At 70.9% G+C, this 17,358-nt stretch carries 16 protein-coding genes; 8 read left to right on the forward strand and 8 right to left on the reverse strand.

Going from position 1 to position 17,358, the window contains the following annotated elements; all coding sequences use genetic code 11:
* Positions 1-165: 165 nt before the first annotated feature.
* The gene (locus tag AC07F3_RS26640) at positions 166-1,545 is read right to left on the reverse strand and encodes an aspartate aminotransferase family protein (protein WP_479116946.1); all 1,380 of its coding nucleotides are present in this window, start codon (positions 1,543-1,545) and stop codon (positions 166-168) included.
* Complete coding sequence (locus AC07F3_RS26645; protein WP_189764099.1) at positions 1,530-2,021, reverse strand: Lrp/AsnC family transcriptional regulator; 492 nt, start codon at positions 2,019-2,021, stop codon at positions 1,530-1,532. The genes AC07F3_RS26640 and AC07F3_RS26645 overlap by 16 nt, the downstream gene beginning before the upstream one ends.
* 180 nt (positions 2,022-2,201) lie before the next feature.
* Here AC07F3_RS26645 and AC07F3_RS26650 point away from each other — a divergent pair, with 180 nt between their 5' ends.
* The 3 genes from AC07F3_RS26650 (at position 2,202) to AC07F3_RS26660 (ending at position 5,552) form a co-directional block, all read left to right on the forward strand.
* Complete coding sequence (locus AC07F3_RS26650; RefSeq protein ID WP_479116947.1) at positions 2,202-3,641, forward strand: gamma-aminobutyraldehyde dehydrogenase; 1,440 nt, start codon at positions 2,202-2,204, stop codon at positions 3,639-3,641.
* Between the two features lie 151 nt (positions 3,642-3,792).
* Positions 3,793-4,989, forward strand: a complete 1,197-nt coding sequence (locus AC07F3_RS26655) for a polyamine ABC transporter substrate-binding protein (RefSeq protein WP_479116948.1) — start codon at positions 3,793-3,795, stop codon at positions 4,987-4,989.
* A 53-nt stretch (positions 4,990-5,042) separates the two neighbouring features.
* Positions 5,043-5,552, forward strand: coding sequence for a hypothetical protein (locus tag AC07F3_RS26660; RefSeq protein ID WP_479116949.1), 510 nt, complete (start codon positions 5,043-5,045; stop codon positions 5,550-5,552).
* 3 nt (positions 5,553-5,555) lie between these two features.
* On the opposite strand, the gene AC07F3_RS26665 is transcribed toward AC07F3_RS26660, so the two are convergent.
* The 5 genes from AC07F3_RS26665 to AC07F3_RS26685 form a co-directional block, all read right to left on the reverse strand.
* Positions 5,556-6,767 (reverse strand): serine hydrolase domain-containing protein, encoded by a 1,212-nt coding sequence (locus AC07F3_RS26665; protein WP_479116950.1) that lies wholly within the window; start codon positions 6,765-6,767, stop codon positions 5,556-5,558.
* 175 nt (positions 6,768-6,942) lie between these two features.
* A complete protein-coding gene (locus AC07F3_RS26670) occupies positions 6,943-7,602 on the reverse strand; it encodes a response regulator (protein WP_479116951.1) in 660 nt (219 codons plus the stop codon).
* Positions 7,599-8,834 carry a sensor histidine kinase gene (locus tag AC07F3_RS26675; protein ID WP_479116952.1) on the reverse strand — a complete coding sequence of 412 codons (1,236 nt, stop codon included), beginning with the start codon at positions 8,832-8,834 and terminating at the stop codon, positions 7,599-7,601. The genes AC07F3_RS26670 and AC07F3_RS26675 overlap by 4 nt, the downstream gene beginning before the upstream one ends.
* Before the next feature lie 36 nt (positions 8,835-8,870).
* On the reverse strand, positions 8,871-9,554 hold the full coding sequence (locus AC07F3_RS26680; RefSeq protein WP_479116953.1) for a glycerophosphodiester phosphodiesterase: 684 nt from the start codon (positions 9,552-9,554) through the stop codon (positions 8,871-8,873).
* A 56-nt stretch (positions 9,555-9,610) separates the two neighbouring features.
* Positions 9,611-10,642 carry an adenosine deaminase gene (locus tag AC07F3_RS26685; protein ID WP_479116954.1) on the reverse strand — a complete coding sequence of 344 codons (1,032 nt, stop codon included), beginning with the start codon at positions 10,640-10,642 and terminating at the stop codon, positions 9,611-9,613.
* A gap of 140 nt (positions 10,643-10,782) precedes the next feature.
* Between AC07F3_RS26685 and AC07F3_RS26690 the strand changes: the two genes are divergently transcribed.
* A complete protein-coding gene (locus tag AC07F3_RS26690) occupies positions 10,783-11,472 on the forward strand; it encodes a DUF4190 domain-containing protein (protein WP_479116955.1) in 690 nt (229 codons plus the stop codon).
* 90 nt (positions 11,473-11,562) lie between these two features.
* Here AC07F3_RS26690 and AC07F3_RS26695 read toward each other — a convergent pair whose 3' ends face one another.
* Entirely contained in the window at positions 11,563-12,126 is a 564-nt protein-coding gene (locus tag AC07F3_RS26695) for an NADAR family protein (protein WP_479116956.1), read from the reverse strand.
* Positions 12,127-12,307: 181 nt separating this feature from the next.
* On the opposite strand from AC07F3_RS26695, the gene AC07F3_RS26700 reads away from it, so the two are divergent.
* The 4 genes from AC07F3_RS26700 (at position 12,308) to AC07F3_RS26715 (ending at position 17,350) form a co-directional block, all read left to right on the forward strand.
* Complete coding sequence (locus AC07F3_RS26700) at positions 12,308-13,843, forward strand: gamma-aminobutyraldehyde dehydrogenase (protein ID WP_479116957.1); 1,536 nt, start codon at positions 12,308-12,310, stop codon at positions 13,841-13,843.
* A 51-nt stretch (positions 13,844-13,894) separates the two neighbouring features.
* Positions 13,895-15,184: a polyamine ABC transporter substrate-binding protein gene (locus tag AC07F3_RS26705; RefSeq protein ID WP_479116958.1), complete on the forward strand. Its 1,290-nt coding sequence runs from the start codon at positions 13,895-13,897 to the stop codon at positions 15,182-15,184.
* A gap of 103 nt (positions 15,185-15,287) precedes the next feature.
* On the forward strand, positions 15,288-16,439 hold the full coding sequence (locus AC07F3_RS26710; protein WP_479116959.1) for an ABC transporter ATP-binding protein: 1,152 nt from the start codon (positions 15,288-15,290) through the stop codon (positions 16,437-16,439).
* Positions 16,436-17,350 (forward strand): ABC transporter permease, encoded by a 915-nt coding sequence (locus tag AC07F3_RS26715; protein ID WP_479116960.1) that lies wholly within the window; start codon positions 16,436-16,438, stop codon positions 17,348-17,350. Before AC07F3_RS26710 ends, AC07F3_RS26715 begins: the two co-directional genes overlap by 4 nt.
* Positions 17,351-17,358 lie beyond the last annotated feature (8 nt).

Below are 17,358 nucleotides of genomic sequence, written 5' to 3' on the forward strand. Positions count from 1 at the left end.
ACCTCGGTTCAGATCAGATTTCCTGCTCCCCGTACGGGGGAACGAAGGCAGGGCCGATCGGTCACTGGGCACGCTAGGGACTGGGGCGTGACTGCCCGGACAGCACGCGGCCCGGCCGCGCCCATCTCACTCGGATGGGCGCGGCCGGGCCGGGGACGCGGACGGTCAGAGCTTCGTCCAGGCCTCCGTCAGGACCTGGCGCAGCACGCCCTCGATCTCGTCGAAGGTCGACTGGTCGGAGATCAGCGGCGGGGCGAGCTGGACGACCGGGTCGCCGCGGTCGTCGGCCCGGCAGTACAGGCCGTTGTCGTACAGCGCCTTGGAGAGGAAGCCGTACAGGACGCGCTCGGTCTCCTCGTCGTTGAACGTCTCCTTGGTGGCCTTGTCCTTCACCAGCTCGATGCCGTAGAAGAAGCCGTTGCCGCGGACGTCGCCGACGATCGGCAGGTCGTGCAGCTTCTTGAGGGTGTCGAAGAAGGCGCCCTCGTTGTCGAGCACGTGCTGGTTGAGGCCCTCCTTCTCGAAGATGTCGAGGTTGGCCAGGCCCACCGCGGCGGAGACCGGGTGGCCGCCGAAGGTGTAGCCGTGCAGGAAGGTGTTGTCGCCCTTGTAGAACGGCTCGGCGAGCTTGTCGGAGATGATGCAGGCGCCGATCGGGGAGTAGCCCGAGGTCATGCCCTTGGCGCAGGTGATCATGTCCGGTACGTAGTCGAACTTGTCGCAGGCGAACATCGTGCCGAGGCGGCCGAAGGCGCAGATGACCTCGTCCGAGACGAGCAGCACGTCGTACTTGTCGCAGATCTCGCGCACGCGCTGGAAGTAGCCGGGCGGCGGCGGGAAGCAGCCGCCGGCGTTCTGCACCGGCTCCAGGAAGACGGCGGCGACGGTCTCGGGGCCCTCGAAGAGGATCTCCTGCTCGATCTGGTCGGCGGCCCAGCGGCCGAAGGCCTCGGGGTCGTCGCCGTGGATCGGGGCGCGGTAGATGTTGGTGTTGGGCACCTTGTGCGCGCCGGGGACCAGCGGCTCGAAGGGCGCCTTCAGGGCGGGCAGACCGGTGATGGACAGGGCGCCCTGCGGGGTGCCGTGGTAGGCGACCGCACGCGAGATGACCTTGTACTTCGTGTGGTTGCCGGTGAGCTTGTGGTACTGCTTGGCCAGCTTCCAGGCGGTCTCGACGGCCTCGCCGCCACCGGTGGTGAAGAAGACCTTGTTGAGGTCGCCCGGCGCGTAGTTCGCGAGACGCTCGGCGAGCTCGACGGCCTTGGGGTGGGCGTAGGACCACACCGGGAAGAAGGCCAGCTCCTGCGCCTGCTTGTAGGCGGTCTCGGCGAGCTCGTGACGGCCGTGGCCGGCGTTGACGACGAACAGGCCCGACAGGCCGTCGAGGTACTTCTTGCCCTTGTCGTCGTAGATGTAGGTGCCCTCGCCACGGACGATGGTGGGAACGGGCGCGTTCTCGTACGACGACATGCGGGTGAAGTGCATCCACAGGTGGTCGTAGGCGGTCTGGCTGAGGTCCTTGCTCACGGCTATCGGGTTCCCCACATATAGGTCTGCTTCTTCAGCTTGAGGTAGACGAAGCTCTCGGTGGAGCGCACGCCGGGGAGGGCGCGGATCCTCTTGTTGATCACTTCGAGGAGGTGGTCGTCGTCCTCGCAGACGACCTCCACCATCAGGTCGAAGGAGCCCGCGGTCATCACCACGTACTCGCACTCGGCCATGGCCGTCAGGGCCTCCGCCACCGGGTCGAGGTCGCCCTCGACGCGGATGCCGACCATCGCCTGGCGCCGGAACCCCACGGTGAGCGGGTCGGTGACGGCGACGATCTGCATCACGCCCTGGTCCAGGAGCTTCTGGACGCGCTGGCGCACGGCCGCCTCGGACAGGCCGACGGCCTTGCCGATCGCGGCGTACGGGCGGCGCCCGTCCTCCTGGAGCTGTTCGATGATCGCCAGGGAGACGGCGTCGATGGAGGGGGACGATCCGTTCCCGATCCTGGGGTCTGTGCTTCGGCTGGCCACGGAGCCACTGTGCACCCGACTCGCTCCGTCCCGCAACCCCAAAGCGATGAAATTCGTTGTTCCGTGACCTCCAGGGAACTGAATCCGAAGTTCACGGGCGGCGGGTCTGTCGAAAGCGTTACTCGACCGACTAGGGTGGGCTGTCTCATCCATCGGACATCGGACCGGGAGGCCAGCGAAGTGACCACCGAACTGCGTCGTTTGCGCAACTACATCGACGGAGAGTTCCGCGATGCTGCCGACGGGCGGACCATCGAGGTGGTCAACCCGGCCACGGGCCAGGCGTACGCGACCTCGCCGCTCTCCGGCCAGGAGGACGTGGACGCGGCCATGGCGGCCGCCGCCGCGGCCTTCCCGGCCTGGCGCGACACCACCCCCGCCGAGCGCCAGAAGGTGCTGCTCAAGATCGCGGACGCCTTCGAGGAGCGCGCCGAGGAGCTGATCGCCGCCGAGTCGGAGAACACCGGCAAGCCGATCGAGCTCACCCGCACCGAAGAAGTGCCGCCGATGGTGGACCAGATCCGCTTCTTCGCGGGCGCGGCCCGCCTGCTCGAAGGCCGCAGCGCCGGCGAGTACATGGAAGGGATGACCTCGATCATCCGCCGCGAGCCGGTCGGCGTCTGCGCGCAGGTCGCGCCGTGGAACTACCCGATGATGATGGCCGTCTGGAAGTTCGCCCCGGCGCTCGCGGCGGGCAACACGGTCGTCCTGAAGCCGTCGGACACCACCCCCGCCTCGACGGTCCTGATCGCCGAGATCATCGGCGCGATCGTGCCCAAGGGCGTCTTCAACGTCATCTGCGGCGACCGCGACACCGGCCGCGCCATGGTCGAGCACCGCACTCCCGCGATGGCCTCCATCACCGGTTCCGTACGGGCCGGCATGCAGGTCGCCGAGTCGGCGTCCAAGGACGTCAAGCGCGTCCACCTGGAGCTGGGCGGCAAGGCCCCGGTGGTCGTCTTCGAGGACGCCGACATCGCCAAGGCCGTCGAGGACATCGCGGTCGCCGGGTACTTCAACGCCGGTCAGGACTGTACGGCCGCGACCCGCGTGCTGGTCCACGAGTCGATCCACGACGAGTTCGTGACCGCGCTGGCCAAGGCCGCCGCCGACACGAAGACCGGGCAGCCGGACGACGCGGACGTGCTGTACGGGCCGCTCAACAACGCCAACCAGCTGAAGCAGGTCACCGGCTTCATCGACCGCCTCCCGGCCCACGCCAAGGTCGAGGCGGGCGGCCACCGGGTCGGCGAGCAGGGCTACTTCTACGCCCCGACCGTCGTCTCCGGCCTCCAGCAGGACGACGAGATCATCCAGAACGAGGTGTTCGGGCCGGTCATCACCGTCCAGTCCTTCACCGACGAGGCCCAGGCCCTGGAGTACGCGAACGGCGTCGAGTACGCGCTCGCCTCCTCGGTGTGGACCAAGGACCACGCCCGCGCCATGCGGATGTCCAAGAACCTGGACTTCGGCTGCGTGTGGATCAACACCCACATCCCGCTGGTCGCCGAGATGCCGCACGGCGGCTTCAAGAAGTCCGGCTACGGCAAGGACCTCTCGGCGTACGGCTTCGAGGACTACACCCGCATCAAGCACGTGATGACGTCCATCGAGGGCTGAACCAGGGCCTGAACACACCGAAGGGGCGGGGGAGTTGATCCCCCGCCCCTTCGGCGTCGCCGTCGCACCCCCGACAGGGTGTCCGGCCTGGGCTCCACGGCTGTACGCACCGTCCATTGAACGCTCCGCGCGGCCCGGGCATCCTGCCGGAATGCGACCGACCGCCTTCCCCGCAGCCAGCCCCTTCTCCCGCCGCAGCCTCCTGCGCTCCCTCGGCGGCGGCGCCGCGCTGGCCGCGCTGGCCGGCTGCGGGGTCCCCGCGGCGTACGTCGAACCGGGCGACCGGGCCGGGCGCGACCGCTCGGCGGCCGACCGGTCCCTCACCTTCGCCAACTGGCCGCTCTACATAGACGTCGACGACAAGGACGCCTCCAAGCGCCCCACCCTCGACGCGTTCGCCAGGAACACCGGGATCTCCGTCACGTACACCGAGGAGATCAACGACAACGACGAGTTCTTCGGGAAGATCAGCCCGGCCCTGATGAACCATCAGGAGACCGGCCGGGACCTCATGGTGATCAGCGACTGGATGGCGGCCCGGTTCGTGCGGCTCGGCTGGGTTCAGGAGATGGACCGGGCCAAGCAGCCCAACGTCGCCCGCTACCTCGACCCCCAACTGCGCACGCCCGCCTTCGACAAGGGGCGTCTGCACAGCGTCCCGTGGCAGTCCGGGATCACCGGCATCGCGTACAACAGGAAGAGGCTCGGCCGCGAGATCAAGCACGTCCGCGATCTGTGGGACCCGCGGCTCGCGGGGAAGGTCACGCTGTTCTCCGGGCTCGACGAGTCGTTCGCGCTCCTGATGCAGGGCAACGGCGTCGACATCACGAAGTGGACCGCGGCCGACTTCCACCGGATGTGCGACCAGATCGAGAAGCTGGTGGCGCGGAAGCAGATCCGGCGCTTCACCGGCAACGACTACACCAGCGACCTCAACAAGGGCGACGTGCTGGCCTGTCAGGCCTACAGCGGAGACGTGTTCCAGCTGAAGGCCGACAACCCCGACATCGAGTTCGTGGTGCCCGAGGAGGGCGCGGAGCTCTGGGCGGAGTCGATGATGATCCCCAACCTGGCCCGCCACAAGACCAACGCCGAGGCGCTCGTCGACTACTACTACGACCCGAGGGTCGCAGCCGAGCTGGCCGCCTCGGTCAACTACGTCTGCCCGGTGCCGGCCGCCCGCGACGTCCTCGCCTCCTCCAAGAACAAGGACGAGGCCGAACTCGCCGAGGACCCGCTGATCTTCCCGGACGACGCGATGCGCGGCCGTCTCGCGATCGCCCGGGACATCACCTCCGAGGAGCGGGTCGAGTTCGCCAAGCGCTGGAACGCGATCGTGGGCCTGTGACCGCACCCTGGACCAGGTTTTGAACGCGTTCAACAGGGGCGTACGCTGTGATCATGAGCGAGCGAAACGCCCTGGTGCGGCGTATCCGCGTGTGGCTGGTCGTCTTCGTCGTCTGCCTCGTGCTGAGCGGTCTGACGGCCTTCCCCCTGGTCCACGAACTGCACTGGACGCAGTCCCTGGTGCGGAACACGCCGCTGGGCGACTGGCTGCCGGGGGCGGCCCGCTGGATCGACCGGGTGCGCGCGGGGCTGGACTCGGCGGACGCCGAGTACCCGTTCCTGCTGTACGGCACGGACTGGCTGGCCTTCGCCCACCTCGTCATCGCGGTCGCCTTCTGCGGGCCGCTGCGCGACCCCGTACGCAACATCTGGGTCGTGGAGTTCGGGATGATCGCCTGCGCGGGGATCATCCCCCTCGCGCTGATCTGCGGACCCGTCCGGGGCATCCCCTTCTGGTGGTCGGTGATCGACATGTCGTTCGGGGTGTTCGGCGTGATCCCGCTGTTCATGGTGCGGCGCAAGATCAAGACCCTGGAGGCGGTGGGCGCGCCCGTACCGGCGTGAGGGTCAGGCGCGGTCCGGGGCGCCGAAGGCGGCCAGCACGATCCGCTGGGCGGTGGGATTCATGTCGGTGCCCTTGGCGTCCGTGGAGTTGACGCTGTAGACCAGCGTCCGCGACAGCGCTCCGGCGGGCGAAAGGGTGGCCGCGATCACCGTGTTGTAGCCCCAGCGGCCGCCCGTCTTGCCCCACACGTCGTGGCCGCCGATCCGCATCGTCGACAGGCCCGCGCTGTACGCGGCGGGCTTGCCGGTCCCCATGGTGCGCACCGACGGGCCGGGCAGCGTGAACATCTCCTTGAGCTGCGCGCCGCGCACCACCTGGCCGGTGAACAGCGCCCGCGTGAAGCGCTCCAGGTCGGCGGTGGTGGAGATCAGGTCGCCCGCGGCGAAGGTGTCCCCGGCGCCCCACACCGTGACGTCCCGCAGTTCGGTCGAGCCGTCCGGCTTCGCGAACACCTGGTAGCCGTGGTTGTGCGGGCCGCGGATGGTGGGGTCGGCGCCGGGCACATAGGTGTCCCTGAGGTGCAGCGGCCGCAGGATGCGGGCGGTGAGCTGGTGAGCGTAGGTGTCCGAGGTGACCCGCTCGATCAGCAGGCCCGCCACGGTGTAGCCGATGTTGTCGTAGTGCTGGGCGGTCCCCGGCGCGAAGTCGGGCTTCTGGGCGGTCGCCTCGCGCACCACGTCGGCCGGGTCGCGGGCCTCGAAGCGGTGCGCGTACAGGTACTCCAGGGAGTCGTCGGGCGAGCCGACCGACGGGATGCCGCTGGTGTGGTTGAGCAGCTGACGCACCGTCACCTCCGCGTACGCGGCCGGGATCAGGTCCGGCAGATAGGCGCGCGCGGGCCGGTTCAGGTCGATGCGGCCCTCGCCCGCGAGCTGGAGCACCATCGCCGCGGTGAAGACCTTGGTGACCGACCCGGCCCGGAACCGCGCGTTCGGGTCCGCCGGGGTGCCGCTCGTCAGGTCGTGCACCCCGGCGCTGCCGGTCCAGCGTCCGTCGCCGCCGCCGACGCGGACGAGTGCGGCGGTCGCGTCGGCCCCCGGCCGTCCCGCCGTGGCGATGGCCGCGCGCAGGGCCGCGGTGTCGAGGCTGGCGCTGGTCCGCTGCGCGGCGGCCGGGGCGGCCTGGGGGGCGGGGGAGGCGGCGGTGGCCGGGCCCGCCGAGATCCCCAGGACCAGGGCGGTGGCGATCAAGGTGGTGCGGGTGCGGGTGTTCATGGTGGGGTCTCCGTGCTCGGACGGTCCGGTGTGCTGATGGACTCCATCCTGCTGAGCGCGGGCCCCGGGCGGATCGCCTGCGCGGACGGTTCCGGCGGGCCGACTTCTCACCGGCGCGGGGGAGTTGGGCGACGGCTCGCTCCCCCGCGCGAGCGAGTCCCCCCTGGGGCCGTGCTCAGGAAGGGGCGCCCGCCTCGATCAGGCCCGTCTCGTACGCGCAGATGACCGCCTGGACGCGGTCGCGCAGCCCGAGCTTGGCCAGCACGTTGCCGACGTGCGTCTTCACGGTGTGCTCGGACACGGTCAGCTCGGCCGCGATCTCGGCGTTGGACAGGCCCCGGCCGAGCAGGAGCAGCGTCTCGCGCTCGCGCGCGGTCAGGGCGTCCAGCCGAGCGGAGGGGCTCGGGGCGGCGGGCCGCGAGGTGTACGCGGCGACCAGCCGGCGCGCCACCGACGGCGCGAGCAGCGCGTCCCCGGCCGCCACCACCCGCACGGCGTGCACCAGGTCGTCCCGCCGGACGTCCTTGAGGAGGAAGCCGCTCGCCCCCGCGTGCAGCGCCTCGTAGACGTACTCGTCGGCGTCGAAGGTGGTCAGCATCACCGTGCGGCAGGGCCCGGCCGCGCTGATCGCGCGGCAGGCCTCGATGCCGTCCAGGCGCGGCATGCGGATGTCGAGCAGCGCCACATCGGGCGCGAGGCGGCGCACGGCCTCCACGGCCTGGGCGCCGTCGCCGACCTCGGCCACCACCTCGATGTCCGGCTGCATGTCCAGGATCAGCGCGAAGCCGCTGCGCACCAGTTCCTGGTCGTCGGCCACCACCACACGGATCGTCACGTCCCCACCTCCGCCGAGGAGGTTACCGAGGCGCTGTCCTGCGCCGCGCGGGCGAGGCCGTCCAGCGGGATGACGGCCCTGACCTCGAAGCCCCGGCCGCCCGGACCCGCGCCCGCCCGGGCGCTGCCGCCGTGTGCCACGGCCCGCTCGTGGACGCCGACGAGCCCGTGCCCGGTGCCGGGTCCGGGCACGGCGCCGGGGCCGCGCCCGTCGTCCAGGACCGTGATGGTCAACTCCTCGTCGGCGTAGGTGAGTTGGACGGAGCCCGTCCGGGCCGCCGCGTGCTTGACCGTGTTCGTCAGGGCCTCCTGCACGATCCGGTACACGGTGGCCTCCGTGTCCGGCGGAAGCGGGCGCGGGGCGCCCGTCACCTCGTAGGCGACCGGCGGGCCGCCGAGCGAGACCCGTTCGACGAGCGCGGGCAGCGCCGCGATCCCCGGTTGCGGCTCGCGCGGGGCGGCCGGGCCGTCGGGGGCGGTCTCCTCGCGCAGCACCCCCAGCATCCGGCGCAGCTGCACCATGGCGTCCCGGCCCGTCTCGGAGATCGCCTCGAAGGCGGCCTCCGCCCGGGCGGGCGCGGCCCGCACGGCCAGCGGGCCCGCCTCGGCCTGCACGATCATGATGCTGACGGCGTGCGACAGGATGTCGTGCATCTCCCGCGCGATCCGGGCCCGTTCACGCGCCGTCGCCTGCTCGGCCTCGATGCGGTTGGCCCGCTCCAGCTGCGCCGCGCGGTCCTCGACGGCCGCGGTGTAGGCCTGCCGGGTGTGGGTGAGCCGCCCGAGCGCGTACGCGGCGCCGAAGACGAAGAGGGAGAACATCAGCTCCTTGGCGTCCTGGGTGTTGAGCGCCACCGAGGGCAGGATCAGCGCCGCGACCAGTGCGGCGATCCCGATCCTGCGGCGCGCCGAGGACAGCGCCGCGACCGTGTAGAGGGCGACGAGCCCCGCGTACGGCAGCGGCTGGCCGGGCCCGTCCAGGGTCAGCTTGTACGCCGCTCCCGCCGCCAGGACCGCCAGCGTCACCGCGACCGGGGCGCGGCGCCGCCACACGAGGGGCAGGACGCCGAGCGAGGTCATCGCGTAGTCGGCCCAGGTGGCCGGGCGCAGCCCGTCGGGCCGGTCCACGACGAACGGGATCGACACCGCCACCTGCACCAGCAGGGCCAGGCCGATGTCGACCGCCCAGCCGTTCGCCGTCCGCAGCCGTGCGGCCCATGTCTCCTTGCCCACCCCGTGTCCCCCCGGTCGTTCCGAAAAGTGCCCCCGTTACCGCCCGGACAGGATGCCGTACAGCGTGTCCACCCGGTTGGTGGTGATCGAGTCCACGCCGTGCCCGACGAGCCGCCGCATGGTGCGCGCGGTGTCCGCGGTCCATGCCGAGACGAGCATCCCGTCCCGGTGCACCCGCGCCACCAGCTCCGAACTGACCAGCCCGAAGCGGTAGTTGAGCCAGCGTGGCCGCACGGCGTCGATCAGTGAGGGCCGCGGCGGGGCCGAGGAAGTCCAGCTGAGCGCGATCTCGGCGTGCGGGTCGGCGGCGCGGACGTGCAGCATGGCGACCGGCCCCCCGCAGTAGTGGACGCGCCCGCCCGCCCCGCACTCGCGGACCGTGCCCACCACCGTGCGCACCGCCTCCTGGCCCGCGCCCGGCAGATCGAGCATCACCCGGTGCGCGCCGGCCGTCATCAGAGCCTGGCGCAGCGTGGGAACCCCGCCGCCGGTGACCTCGCGCACCTCCTCGTACGGCAGCTCGGCCAGCGGACGGTCGAAGTCCCACAGCCGTTTGAGGGTGTCGTCGTGCAGCAGCACGGGCACGCCGTCCCGGGTCGTGCGGACGTCGATCTCGACCGCGTCCGCGCCCCGGGCGAGCGCCGAGGCGATGGAGGGCAGGGTGTTCTCGCGGACGCGGTACGGGTCGCCGCGGTGTCCCACGACTGTCACGGTGCGCATGGGGCCATTGTGCTGAGCGGCGCCGGGGTCAGCCAGCCGGCGCCGGGTCCGGGAGGTCAGCGGGCGAGCCACTTCGCGGTGTAGTCGTCGATCTCACCGGCGAGCCGCGCCTTGCCCGCCGCGTCCAGGAAGGAGGCCTCGACGGCGTTCTTGGCGAGGTCCGCGAGGCCCCGCTCGTCCAGGTCCAGGAGGCGGGCGGCGACCGCGTACTCGTTGTTGAGGTCGCTGCCGAACATCGGCGGGTCGTCGCTGTTGACGGTGACCAGGACGCCCGCGGCCACCATCTCCCGTACGGGGTGCTGGTCGAGGTCGGGCACCACCCGGGTGGCGAGGTTGGACGTCGGGCAGACCTCCAGGGCGATCCGGTGCTCGGCGAGGTGCTTGAGCAGCGCCGGGTCCTGGGTGGCGCTGGTGCCGTGGCCGATGCGCTCGGCCCGCAGCTCGATCAGCGCGTCCCAGATCGACTGCGGCCCGGTGGACTCTCCCGAGTGCGGCACCGAGTGGAGACCGGCGGCGATGGCCCGGTCGAAGTAGGGCTTGAACTGCGGGCGGGGCACGCCGATCTCGGGGCCGCCGAGGCCGAAGGAGACCAGGCCCTCGGGGCGCACCGCGTCCTCGGTGGCGAGCCGGGCCGTCTCGGCGGCGGCCTCGAGACCGGCCTCGCCCGGAATGTCGAAGCACCAGCGCAGGACGGTCCCGAACTCGGTCTCGGCGGCCTTGCGGGCGTCCTCGATCGCGTCCATGAACGCCCGCTCGTCGATGCCCCGGCGGGTGGACGAGAACGGCGTGATGGTCAGCTCGGCGTAGCGGATGTTCTGCCGGGCCATGTCCCGGGCCACCTCGAAGGTGAGAAGGCGCACATCCTCCGGGGTGCGGATCAGGTCCACGACCGAGAGGTAGACCTCGATGAAGTGCGCGAAGTCCGTGAACGTGAAGTAGTCGGCGAGCGCCTCGGGGTCGGTGGGGACCTTCGAGTCCGCGTGGCGGGCGGCGAGTTCGGCCACGATGCGCGGTGACGCGGAGCCGACGTGGTGCACGTGGAGCTCGGCCTTGGGCAGCCCCGCGATGAAGGGGTGCAGATCGGTCATGGGGTCCTCCAGGGGTCTGCCGCGAGGGTCCTCGCGCGGTCGGCGGCGTACGGCCTTCGCCCGTCGGGGATCATGGTAGGCCGGGCGGAGCCGCCCGGAACCCGGGCCGTAGCATGACGGCACCACGATGGGGGAGGCCCATGTCAGACAACACCCAGCAGCCGTCGGGAGGCCAGGAGCCCCGCGACCCCTGGGCACCGCCGGAGCACAAGGTTCCGCTGGACAAGCCGCCGGTCCACGACCAGCAGACCGTCGTCTCGATGCCCGGCTCCGAGGGCCAGGGCACCGCACCGGCGCAGGGCGCTCCCGGCACCGCGCCGACGCCCGGCGCCTTCCCCGGCCCGCCCGGCCCCGGCTTCGGCGGCCCGACGCCGCCGCCCGCGTCCGGCCAGGCGGCTCCCGGCAGCTACGGCTACCCCAGCTACCCGCAGCAGCCCGCGCAGGGCTACCCCGGATACCCGGGCCAGCAGCCCGCGTTCGGCTACCCCGGCTGGACCGGGATGCCCGCCCCGCAGAACGGGTTCGGCACCGCCGCGATGGTGCTCGGCATCGCCGCCTGCGTGCTGATGATCTGCACCTGGGGCATCGCCGGGATCGTGCTCGGCGCACTGGCTCTGATCTTCGGTCTGCTCGGCAAGGGCAGGGTCGCCCGCGGTGAGGCGAACAACCGGGGTCAGGCGCTCGCGGGCATCATCATGGGCATCGTCGGCATCGTGCTCGGCATCGTGATCCTCGTGCTGCTGATCGTGGTGGTGGCCAACGCGCCCACGCACCACAGCACCTACGACGACTACTCGAACTTCCTGGCGCTGGCCTCCTCGGCCCGCTGAGGAACCCGCCCCGGAGGAGGGCCCGCAACGGGCCCCTTCCTCCGGGGCGCGGGCCCGCTCTCCGGTCCGGCCCCGCGCGGCCGCAGGACGTCAGCGCAGCCGCTCGCGCGCCTCCATCAGCGCGAAGCCCAGCAGGTTCAGCCCCCGCCAGCGCGCCGGGTCGGCCGCCTCCGGTGCGTCCGCCGCGAGGCCTATGCCCCAGATCCGGTCCAGCGGGCTCGCCTCGACCAGCACCCGGCCGCCGGTGCCGAGCAGGTACCGCCGCAACGCCTCGTCCTGGCCGAACTTGTGCAGACTGCCGGCCAGCACGATCCGGTAGCGCTCGCGCTGCCACACCGTGTCGTCGAAGCCCCGCACCAGGCGCCCGGCCTTCTTGGCCTGGGCCGGACCGGCCGCCGTGAGCGCCGCCCGCTCCGCCTCCGCGTCCTGGAACAGCCGTGCCTTCGACGCCATCATCCAGTGCTCGGCCGTGGCGTACGCGACGCCGTCGACCGTGAAGGGCGAGGGCCACCACTGGCTGAAGCAGCTCGGGCCGAGCGTGCCGTCCCGCTGGGGCCGGTGTCCCCAGAAATGCAGAAACTTGATCCGTTCACCGTTCTCGACCTGCGCGATCAGCTCGTCCAGCGGCGCGCGATCCCCCGTGATCCCTTCCATGCACGCGAGTCTGGCAGGCGCCACTGACACTCCGTCGGGCCGGGACCGCCCCGACGCGACACATGGTCGACAGATTCCGTCGCGTAACCAAAAGGCAACAACGGAATCACTTGTTGGCCAGATGTGGCTCTGTCAGGATCGTCACTCAAATCGAGCTGGAGCTACGAAGAACGTGGGCGACATGGACACCGACACCGGCAATCGCTTTCCCGTGGAGGACCGCTTCCCGGCACAGGACCGCTTCGCGGCCGGGGCCCAGTACATCGGCGGGCGGCTGCGCCCCGGCACCTCCGGACGGCGCCAGGACGTCGTCGACCCGGCGACCGGGGCCACGGTCTACAGCTACGAACTCGCCGGCCCCGCCGACGTCGACGCGGCGGTCGCCGCGGCCAGGGCGGCCTTCCCCGGCTGGGCCGGTGCCACCCCCGGCGAGCGCTCGGACGCCCTGCACCGGCTGGCCGAGATCCTCGCCGAGCGCGCCGAGGAGTTCGCCCGGGCCGAGTCCCTCCAGTGCGGCAAGCCCATCAAGCTGAGCCGGGAGTTCGACGTGCCCGGCACCATCGACAACACGGCGTTCTTCGCGGGCGCCGCCCGGCACCTGGAGGGCAGGTCGGCCGGGGAGTACGACGGCGACCACACCTCGTACGTACGGCGCGAGCCCCTCGGCGTCGTCGGGTCCATCGCGCCCTGGAACTACCCGCTCCAGATGGCCGCCTGGAAGATCCTCCCGGCGATCGCGGCGGGCAACACCATCGTCCTCAAGCCCGCCGAGACCACCCCGCTGACCTCGCTCCTGTTCGCCGAGGCCGCGCGGGAGGCCGGGATCCCGGACGGCGTCGTCAACATCGTCTCGGGTGCCGGGAAGGACGCGGGCGAGCACCTCGTCGGCCACCCCGACGTCGTGATGACCTCCTTCACCGGGTCCACCGCCGTGGGCAAGCGGGTCGCCGAGATCGCCACCCGCACCGTCAAGCGCCTCCACCTCGAACTCGGCGGCAAGGCGCCCTTCGTGGTCTTCGACGACGCCGACCTGGAGGCCGCCGTGCACGGCGCGGTCGCCGGTTCGCTCATCAACTCGGGCCAGGACTGCACGGCCGCCACCCGCGCCTACGTCCAGCGCCCGCTGTACGAGGCCTTCGTCGAGCAGGTCGCCGCCCTGATGGAGACCGTCCGGCTCGGCGACCCGTTCCGCCCCGACACCGACCTCGGCCCGCTGATCTCGCACGTCCACCGCGACCGCGTCGCCGGGTTCGTCGAGCGGGCCAGGGCCTACGCACGGATCGTCACCGGCGGCGAAGCGCCCGGGAACGACGGCGCCTACTACCGGCCCACCCTCATCGCGGACGCCCCCCAGGACAGCGAGGTCGTCCAGGCCGAGATCTTCGGCCCGGTCCTGGTGGTGCTGCCCTTCGACACCGACGACGAGGGCATCGCGCTCGCCAATGACACCCCCTACGGACTCGCCGCCTCCGCCTGGAGCCGCGACGTGTACCGCACCGGCCGGGCCACCCGCGAGATCAAGGCAGGCTGCGTGTGGATCAACGACCACATCCCGATCCTCAGCGAGATGCCGCACGGCGGCTACAAGGCGAGCGGTTACGGAAAGGACATGTCGGCGTACTCCTTCGAGGAGTACACGCAGGTCAAGCATGTGATGTACGACAACACAGCGGTGCCGAGGAAGGACTGGCACCGCACGATCTTCGGGGACCGATAGCAGAGGCGGCCCCACCAGGCCACCGAACCCACCCGAAAGGGCATCCAGCGCATGGAGCAGTACGAGCCCGACCTCCCCCCAGCTCTCCACTCGGCCGGAGCGGGGAGGGACTCCCTCGCCCCGGTCCAGCTCGCGGCCATCCGGCGCAGCATGACCAACGGCCGGGGCGCCCTGACCCGCCGTTCCCTGCTGCGCGCCTCGGGCGTGGGCGCGCTCACCGTCGGCGGCCTCGCCGGCCTGAGCGCCTGCGGCATCCCGGCGGCCACCAAGGAGAACGGCACCGGACCGTCCAACGCGGACCACTCCGCCCAGGAGAAGGAGATCAACTTCTCCAACTGGACGCAGTACATGGACGTCAGCGACGACAAGAAGCACCATCCGACGCTGGACGAGTTCACCCGCCGCACCGGGATCCAGGTCAAGTACACCGAGGACATCAACGACAACGTCGAGTTCTTCGGGAAGATCAAGCCGCAGCTCGCGGGCGGCCAGGACACCGGCCGGGACCTCGTGGTGCTCACCGACTGGCTCGCGGCCCGGCTCATCCGGCTCGGCTGGGCGCAGCAGCTCGACCCGGCGCACCTGCCGCACGCGTACGCCAACCTGGCCCCCCAGTTCCGCATGCCCGACTGGGACCCCGGCCGCGCCTACTCCTACCCCTGGACCGGCATCCCGACCGTCATCGCCTACAACGCCAAGGCGACCGGCGGCAAGAAGGTCGACTCCATCACCCAGCTGCTCGACGACCCGAGCCTCAAGGGCCGGGTCGGCTTCCTGTCCGAGATGCGCGACACCATCGGGATGACCCTGCTCGACCTCGGCAAGGACCCGGCGAAGTTCACCGACGCCGACTTCGACCAGGCGATCGGGCGGCTCCAGAAGGGCGTCGACACCCAGCAGATCCGCCGCTTCACCGGCAACGACTACACCGGTGACCTGGTGAAGGGCGACCTCGCCGCCTGTGTCGCCTGGGGCGGTGACGTGACCCAGCTGCGCGCCGACAACCCGGACATCAAGTACGCGATCCCGGCCGCCGGTTACATGACCTCCAGCGACAACCTGCTGGTCCCGGCGAAGGCCCGCCACCAGAGCAACGCGGAGAAGCTGATCGACTACTACTACGAGCTGCCGGTGGCCGCGAAGCTCGCCGCGTTCATCAACTACCAGTGCCCGGTCGACGGGGTCCACGACGAACTCGCCAGGATCGACCCGGCGCTCGCGCAGAACGAGCTGATCCTGCCGGACAAGGCGATGACCGCCAGGTCGCACTCCTTCCGCTCGCTCAGCGAGGCCGAGGAGACGGCGTACGAGCAGAAGTTCTCCAAGCTCATCGGAGCGTGAGCGCTCCGCGGGTGCGCCTGCTTTTCGGCTGCGAGTGCGTCGTGGCTGGTCGCTTCCCCGCGCCCCTACCCCCTGTCCTCTCGACCCCCCTGGGACCCCACCCATGACTGACAGCACCGCCGGCGGCGATGTCCGCCTCACCGGGATCAGCAAGACGTACGGCTCCTTCACCGCCGTCCATCCGCTCGAACTGACCGTCCCGCAGGGCTCGTTCTTCGCCCTGCTCGGCGCGTCCGGCTGTGGCAAGACCACCACCCTCCGCATGATCGCGGGGCTCGAGGAGCCGAGCACCGGCACCGTCTTCCTCGGCGACAAGGACGTCACCGACCTGCCGCCCTACAAGCGGCCGGTGAACACCGTCTTCCAGTCCTACGCCCTCTTCCCGCACCTGGACGTCACCGAGAACGTCGCCTTCGGGCTGCGCAGGCGGGGCATCAAGTCGGTGAAGAAGCAGGTCGACGACATGCTGGAGCTCGTGCAGCTCGGCGACTTCGCCAAGCGCAAGCCGCACCAGCTCTCCGGCGGCCAGCAGCAGCGCGTGGCGGTCGCCCGCGCGCTCATCAACCACCCCCAGGTGCTGCTCCTGGACGAGCCGCTCGGCGCCCTCGACCTCAAGCTGCGCCGCCAGATGCAGCTGGAGCTCAAGCGCATCCAGACCGAGGTCGGGATCACCTTCATCCACGTCACCCACGACCAGGAGGAGGCCATGACGATGGCCGACACCGTCGCGGTGATGAACGGCGGGCGGGTCGAACAGCTCGGCGCACCGGCCGAGTTGTACGAGAACCCGCAGACCACGTTCGTCGCGAACTTCCTCGGCACCTCCAACCTCATCGAGGCCGAGGTCGTCGAGAGGACCGGCGAGGAGGTGGTCGTCACGGCCGGTGGCGCCAAGCTGCGGCTGCCCGGCGGACGATGTCCGGCCGCCACGGGCAGCGGCGGCAAGCTCCTCGTCGGCGTACGCCCCGAGAAGATCTCGCTCGCCCACCGCGACGACGAGGGCGCCGTCGCCGAGGGCCGCAACCGCGTCCCCGGCCGCATCGTCGACTCGTCCTTCATCGGCGTCTCCACCCAGTACCTCGTCGACTCCCCGGCGGGCCAGGGCCTCTCGGTCTACGAGCAGAACGTCGACAGGCGCGCGGGACTCGTTCCGGGCGCCGAGGTCGTCCTGCACTGGAACCCGGCCCACACCTTCGGCCTCGACGCGGCGCAGGCGATCGACGCGGGCGTCGAGAAGGTCGAGGACGCCGCGTGACCGCCCTCGCCGAAGCGCCGGCGGAGCTGCCGCTCCGCAAGGCGTCCACCCGCAAGCGGCTCGTCCCGTACTGGCTGCTGCTGCCCGGCATCCTGTGGCTGATCGTGTTCTTCGCGCTGCCGATGGTGTACCAGGCCTCGACCTCCGTACAGACCGGCTCGCTCGAGAAGGGCTTCCAGGTCACCTGGCACTTCCAGACCTACTGGGACGCCTTCAAGGAGTACTACCCGCAGTTCGTCCGCTCGCTGCTGTACGCGGGAACGGCGACCCTGCTGTGCCTGCTGCTGGGCTATCCGCTGGCGTATCTGATCGCCTTCAAGGCGGGCCGCTGGCGCAATGTGGTCCTCGTCCTGGTCATCGCGCCGTTCTTCACCAGCTTCCTGATCCGCACGCTCGCCTGGAAGACGATCCTGGCCGACGGCGGGCCCGTGGTGCACGCGCTGGGTTCGCTGCACGTCCTGGACGTCACCAACTGGCTGGGCTGGACCGAGGGCAACCGGGTGCTCGCCACGCCGATGGCGGTGGTGTGCGGGCTCACCTACAACTTCCTGCCGTTCATGATCCTGCCGCTGTACACCTCCCTGGAGCGCATCGACTCCCGGCTGCACGAGGCGGCGGGCGACCTTTACGCGACCCCGGCGACCACCTTCCGCAAGGTGACCTTCCCGCTGTCCATGCCCGGCGTCGTCTCCGGCACCCTGCTCACCTTCATCCCGGCCAGCGGCGACTACGTGAACGCCGAACTGCTCGGCTCCACCGACCAGAAGATGGTCGGCAACGTCATCCAGTCACAGTTCCTGCGCGTCCTGGACTATCCGACCGCCGCCGCCCTGTCCTTCATCCTGATGGCGATCGTCCTGGTCATGGTCACCCTCTACATCCGCCGAGCCGGGACGGAGGACTTGGTCTGATGAATTCC

It is taken from the genome of Streptomyces sp. NPDC045846 (assembly GCF_056431605.1).

What these genes read in the sequence shown, in the direction of transcription:
- AC07F3_RS26695 (WP_479116956.1), bottom strand. Translation starts at nt 12,126, where the DNA reads ATGGAAGGGATCACGGGGGATCGCGCGCCGCTGGACGAGCTGATCGCG.
- AC07F3_RS26700 (WP_479116957.1), top strand. Translation starts at nt 12,308, where the DNA reads ATGGACACCGACACCGGCAATCGCTTTCCCGTGGAGGACCGCTTCCCG.
- AC07F3_RS26690 (WP_479116955.1), top strand. Translation starts at nt 10,783, where the DNA reads ATGTCAGACAACACCCAGCAGCCGTCGGGAGGCCAGGAGCCCCGCGAC.
- AC07F3_RS26665 (WP_479116950.1), bottom strand. Translation starts at nt 6,767, where the DNA reads ATGAACACCCGCACCCGCACCACCTTGATCGCCACCGCCCTGGTCCTG.
- AC07F3_RS26705 (WP_479116958.1), top strand. Translation starts at nt 13,895, where the DNA reads ATGGAGCAGTACGAGCCCGACCTCCCCCCAGCTCTCCACTCGGCCGGA.
- AC07F3_RS26680 (WP_479116953.1), bottom strand. Translation starts at nt 9,554, where the DNA reads ATGCGCACCGTGACAGTCGTGGGACACCGCGGCGACCCGTACCGCGTC.
- AC07F3_RS26685 (WP_479116954.1), bottom strand. Translation starts at nt 10,642, where the DNA reads ATGACCGATCTGCACCCCTTCATCGCGGGGCTGCCCAAGGCCGAGCTC.
- AC07F3_RS26655 (WP_479116948.1), top strand. Translation starts at nt 3,793, where the DNA reads ATGCGACCGACCGCCTTCCCCGCAGCCAGCCCCTTCTCCCGCCGCAGC.
- AC07F3_RS26710 (WP_479116959.1), top strand. Translation starts at nt 15,288, where the DNA reads ATGACTGACAGCACCGCCGGCGGCGATGTCCGCCTCACCGGGATCAGC.
- AC07F3_RS26660 (WP_479116949.1), top strand. Translation starts at nt 5,043, where the DNA reads ATGAGCGAGCGAAACGCCCTGGTGCGGCGTATCCGCGTGTGGCTGGTC.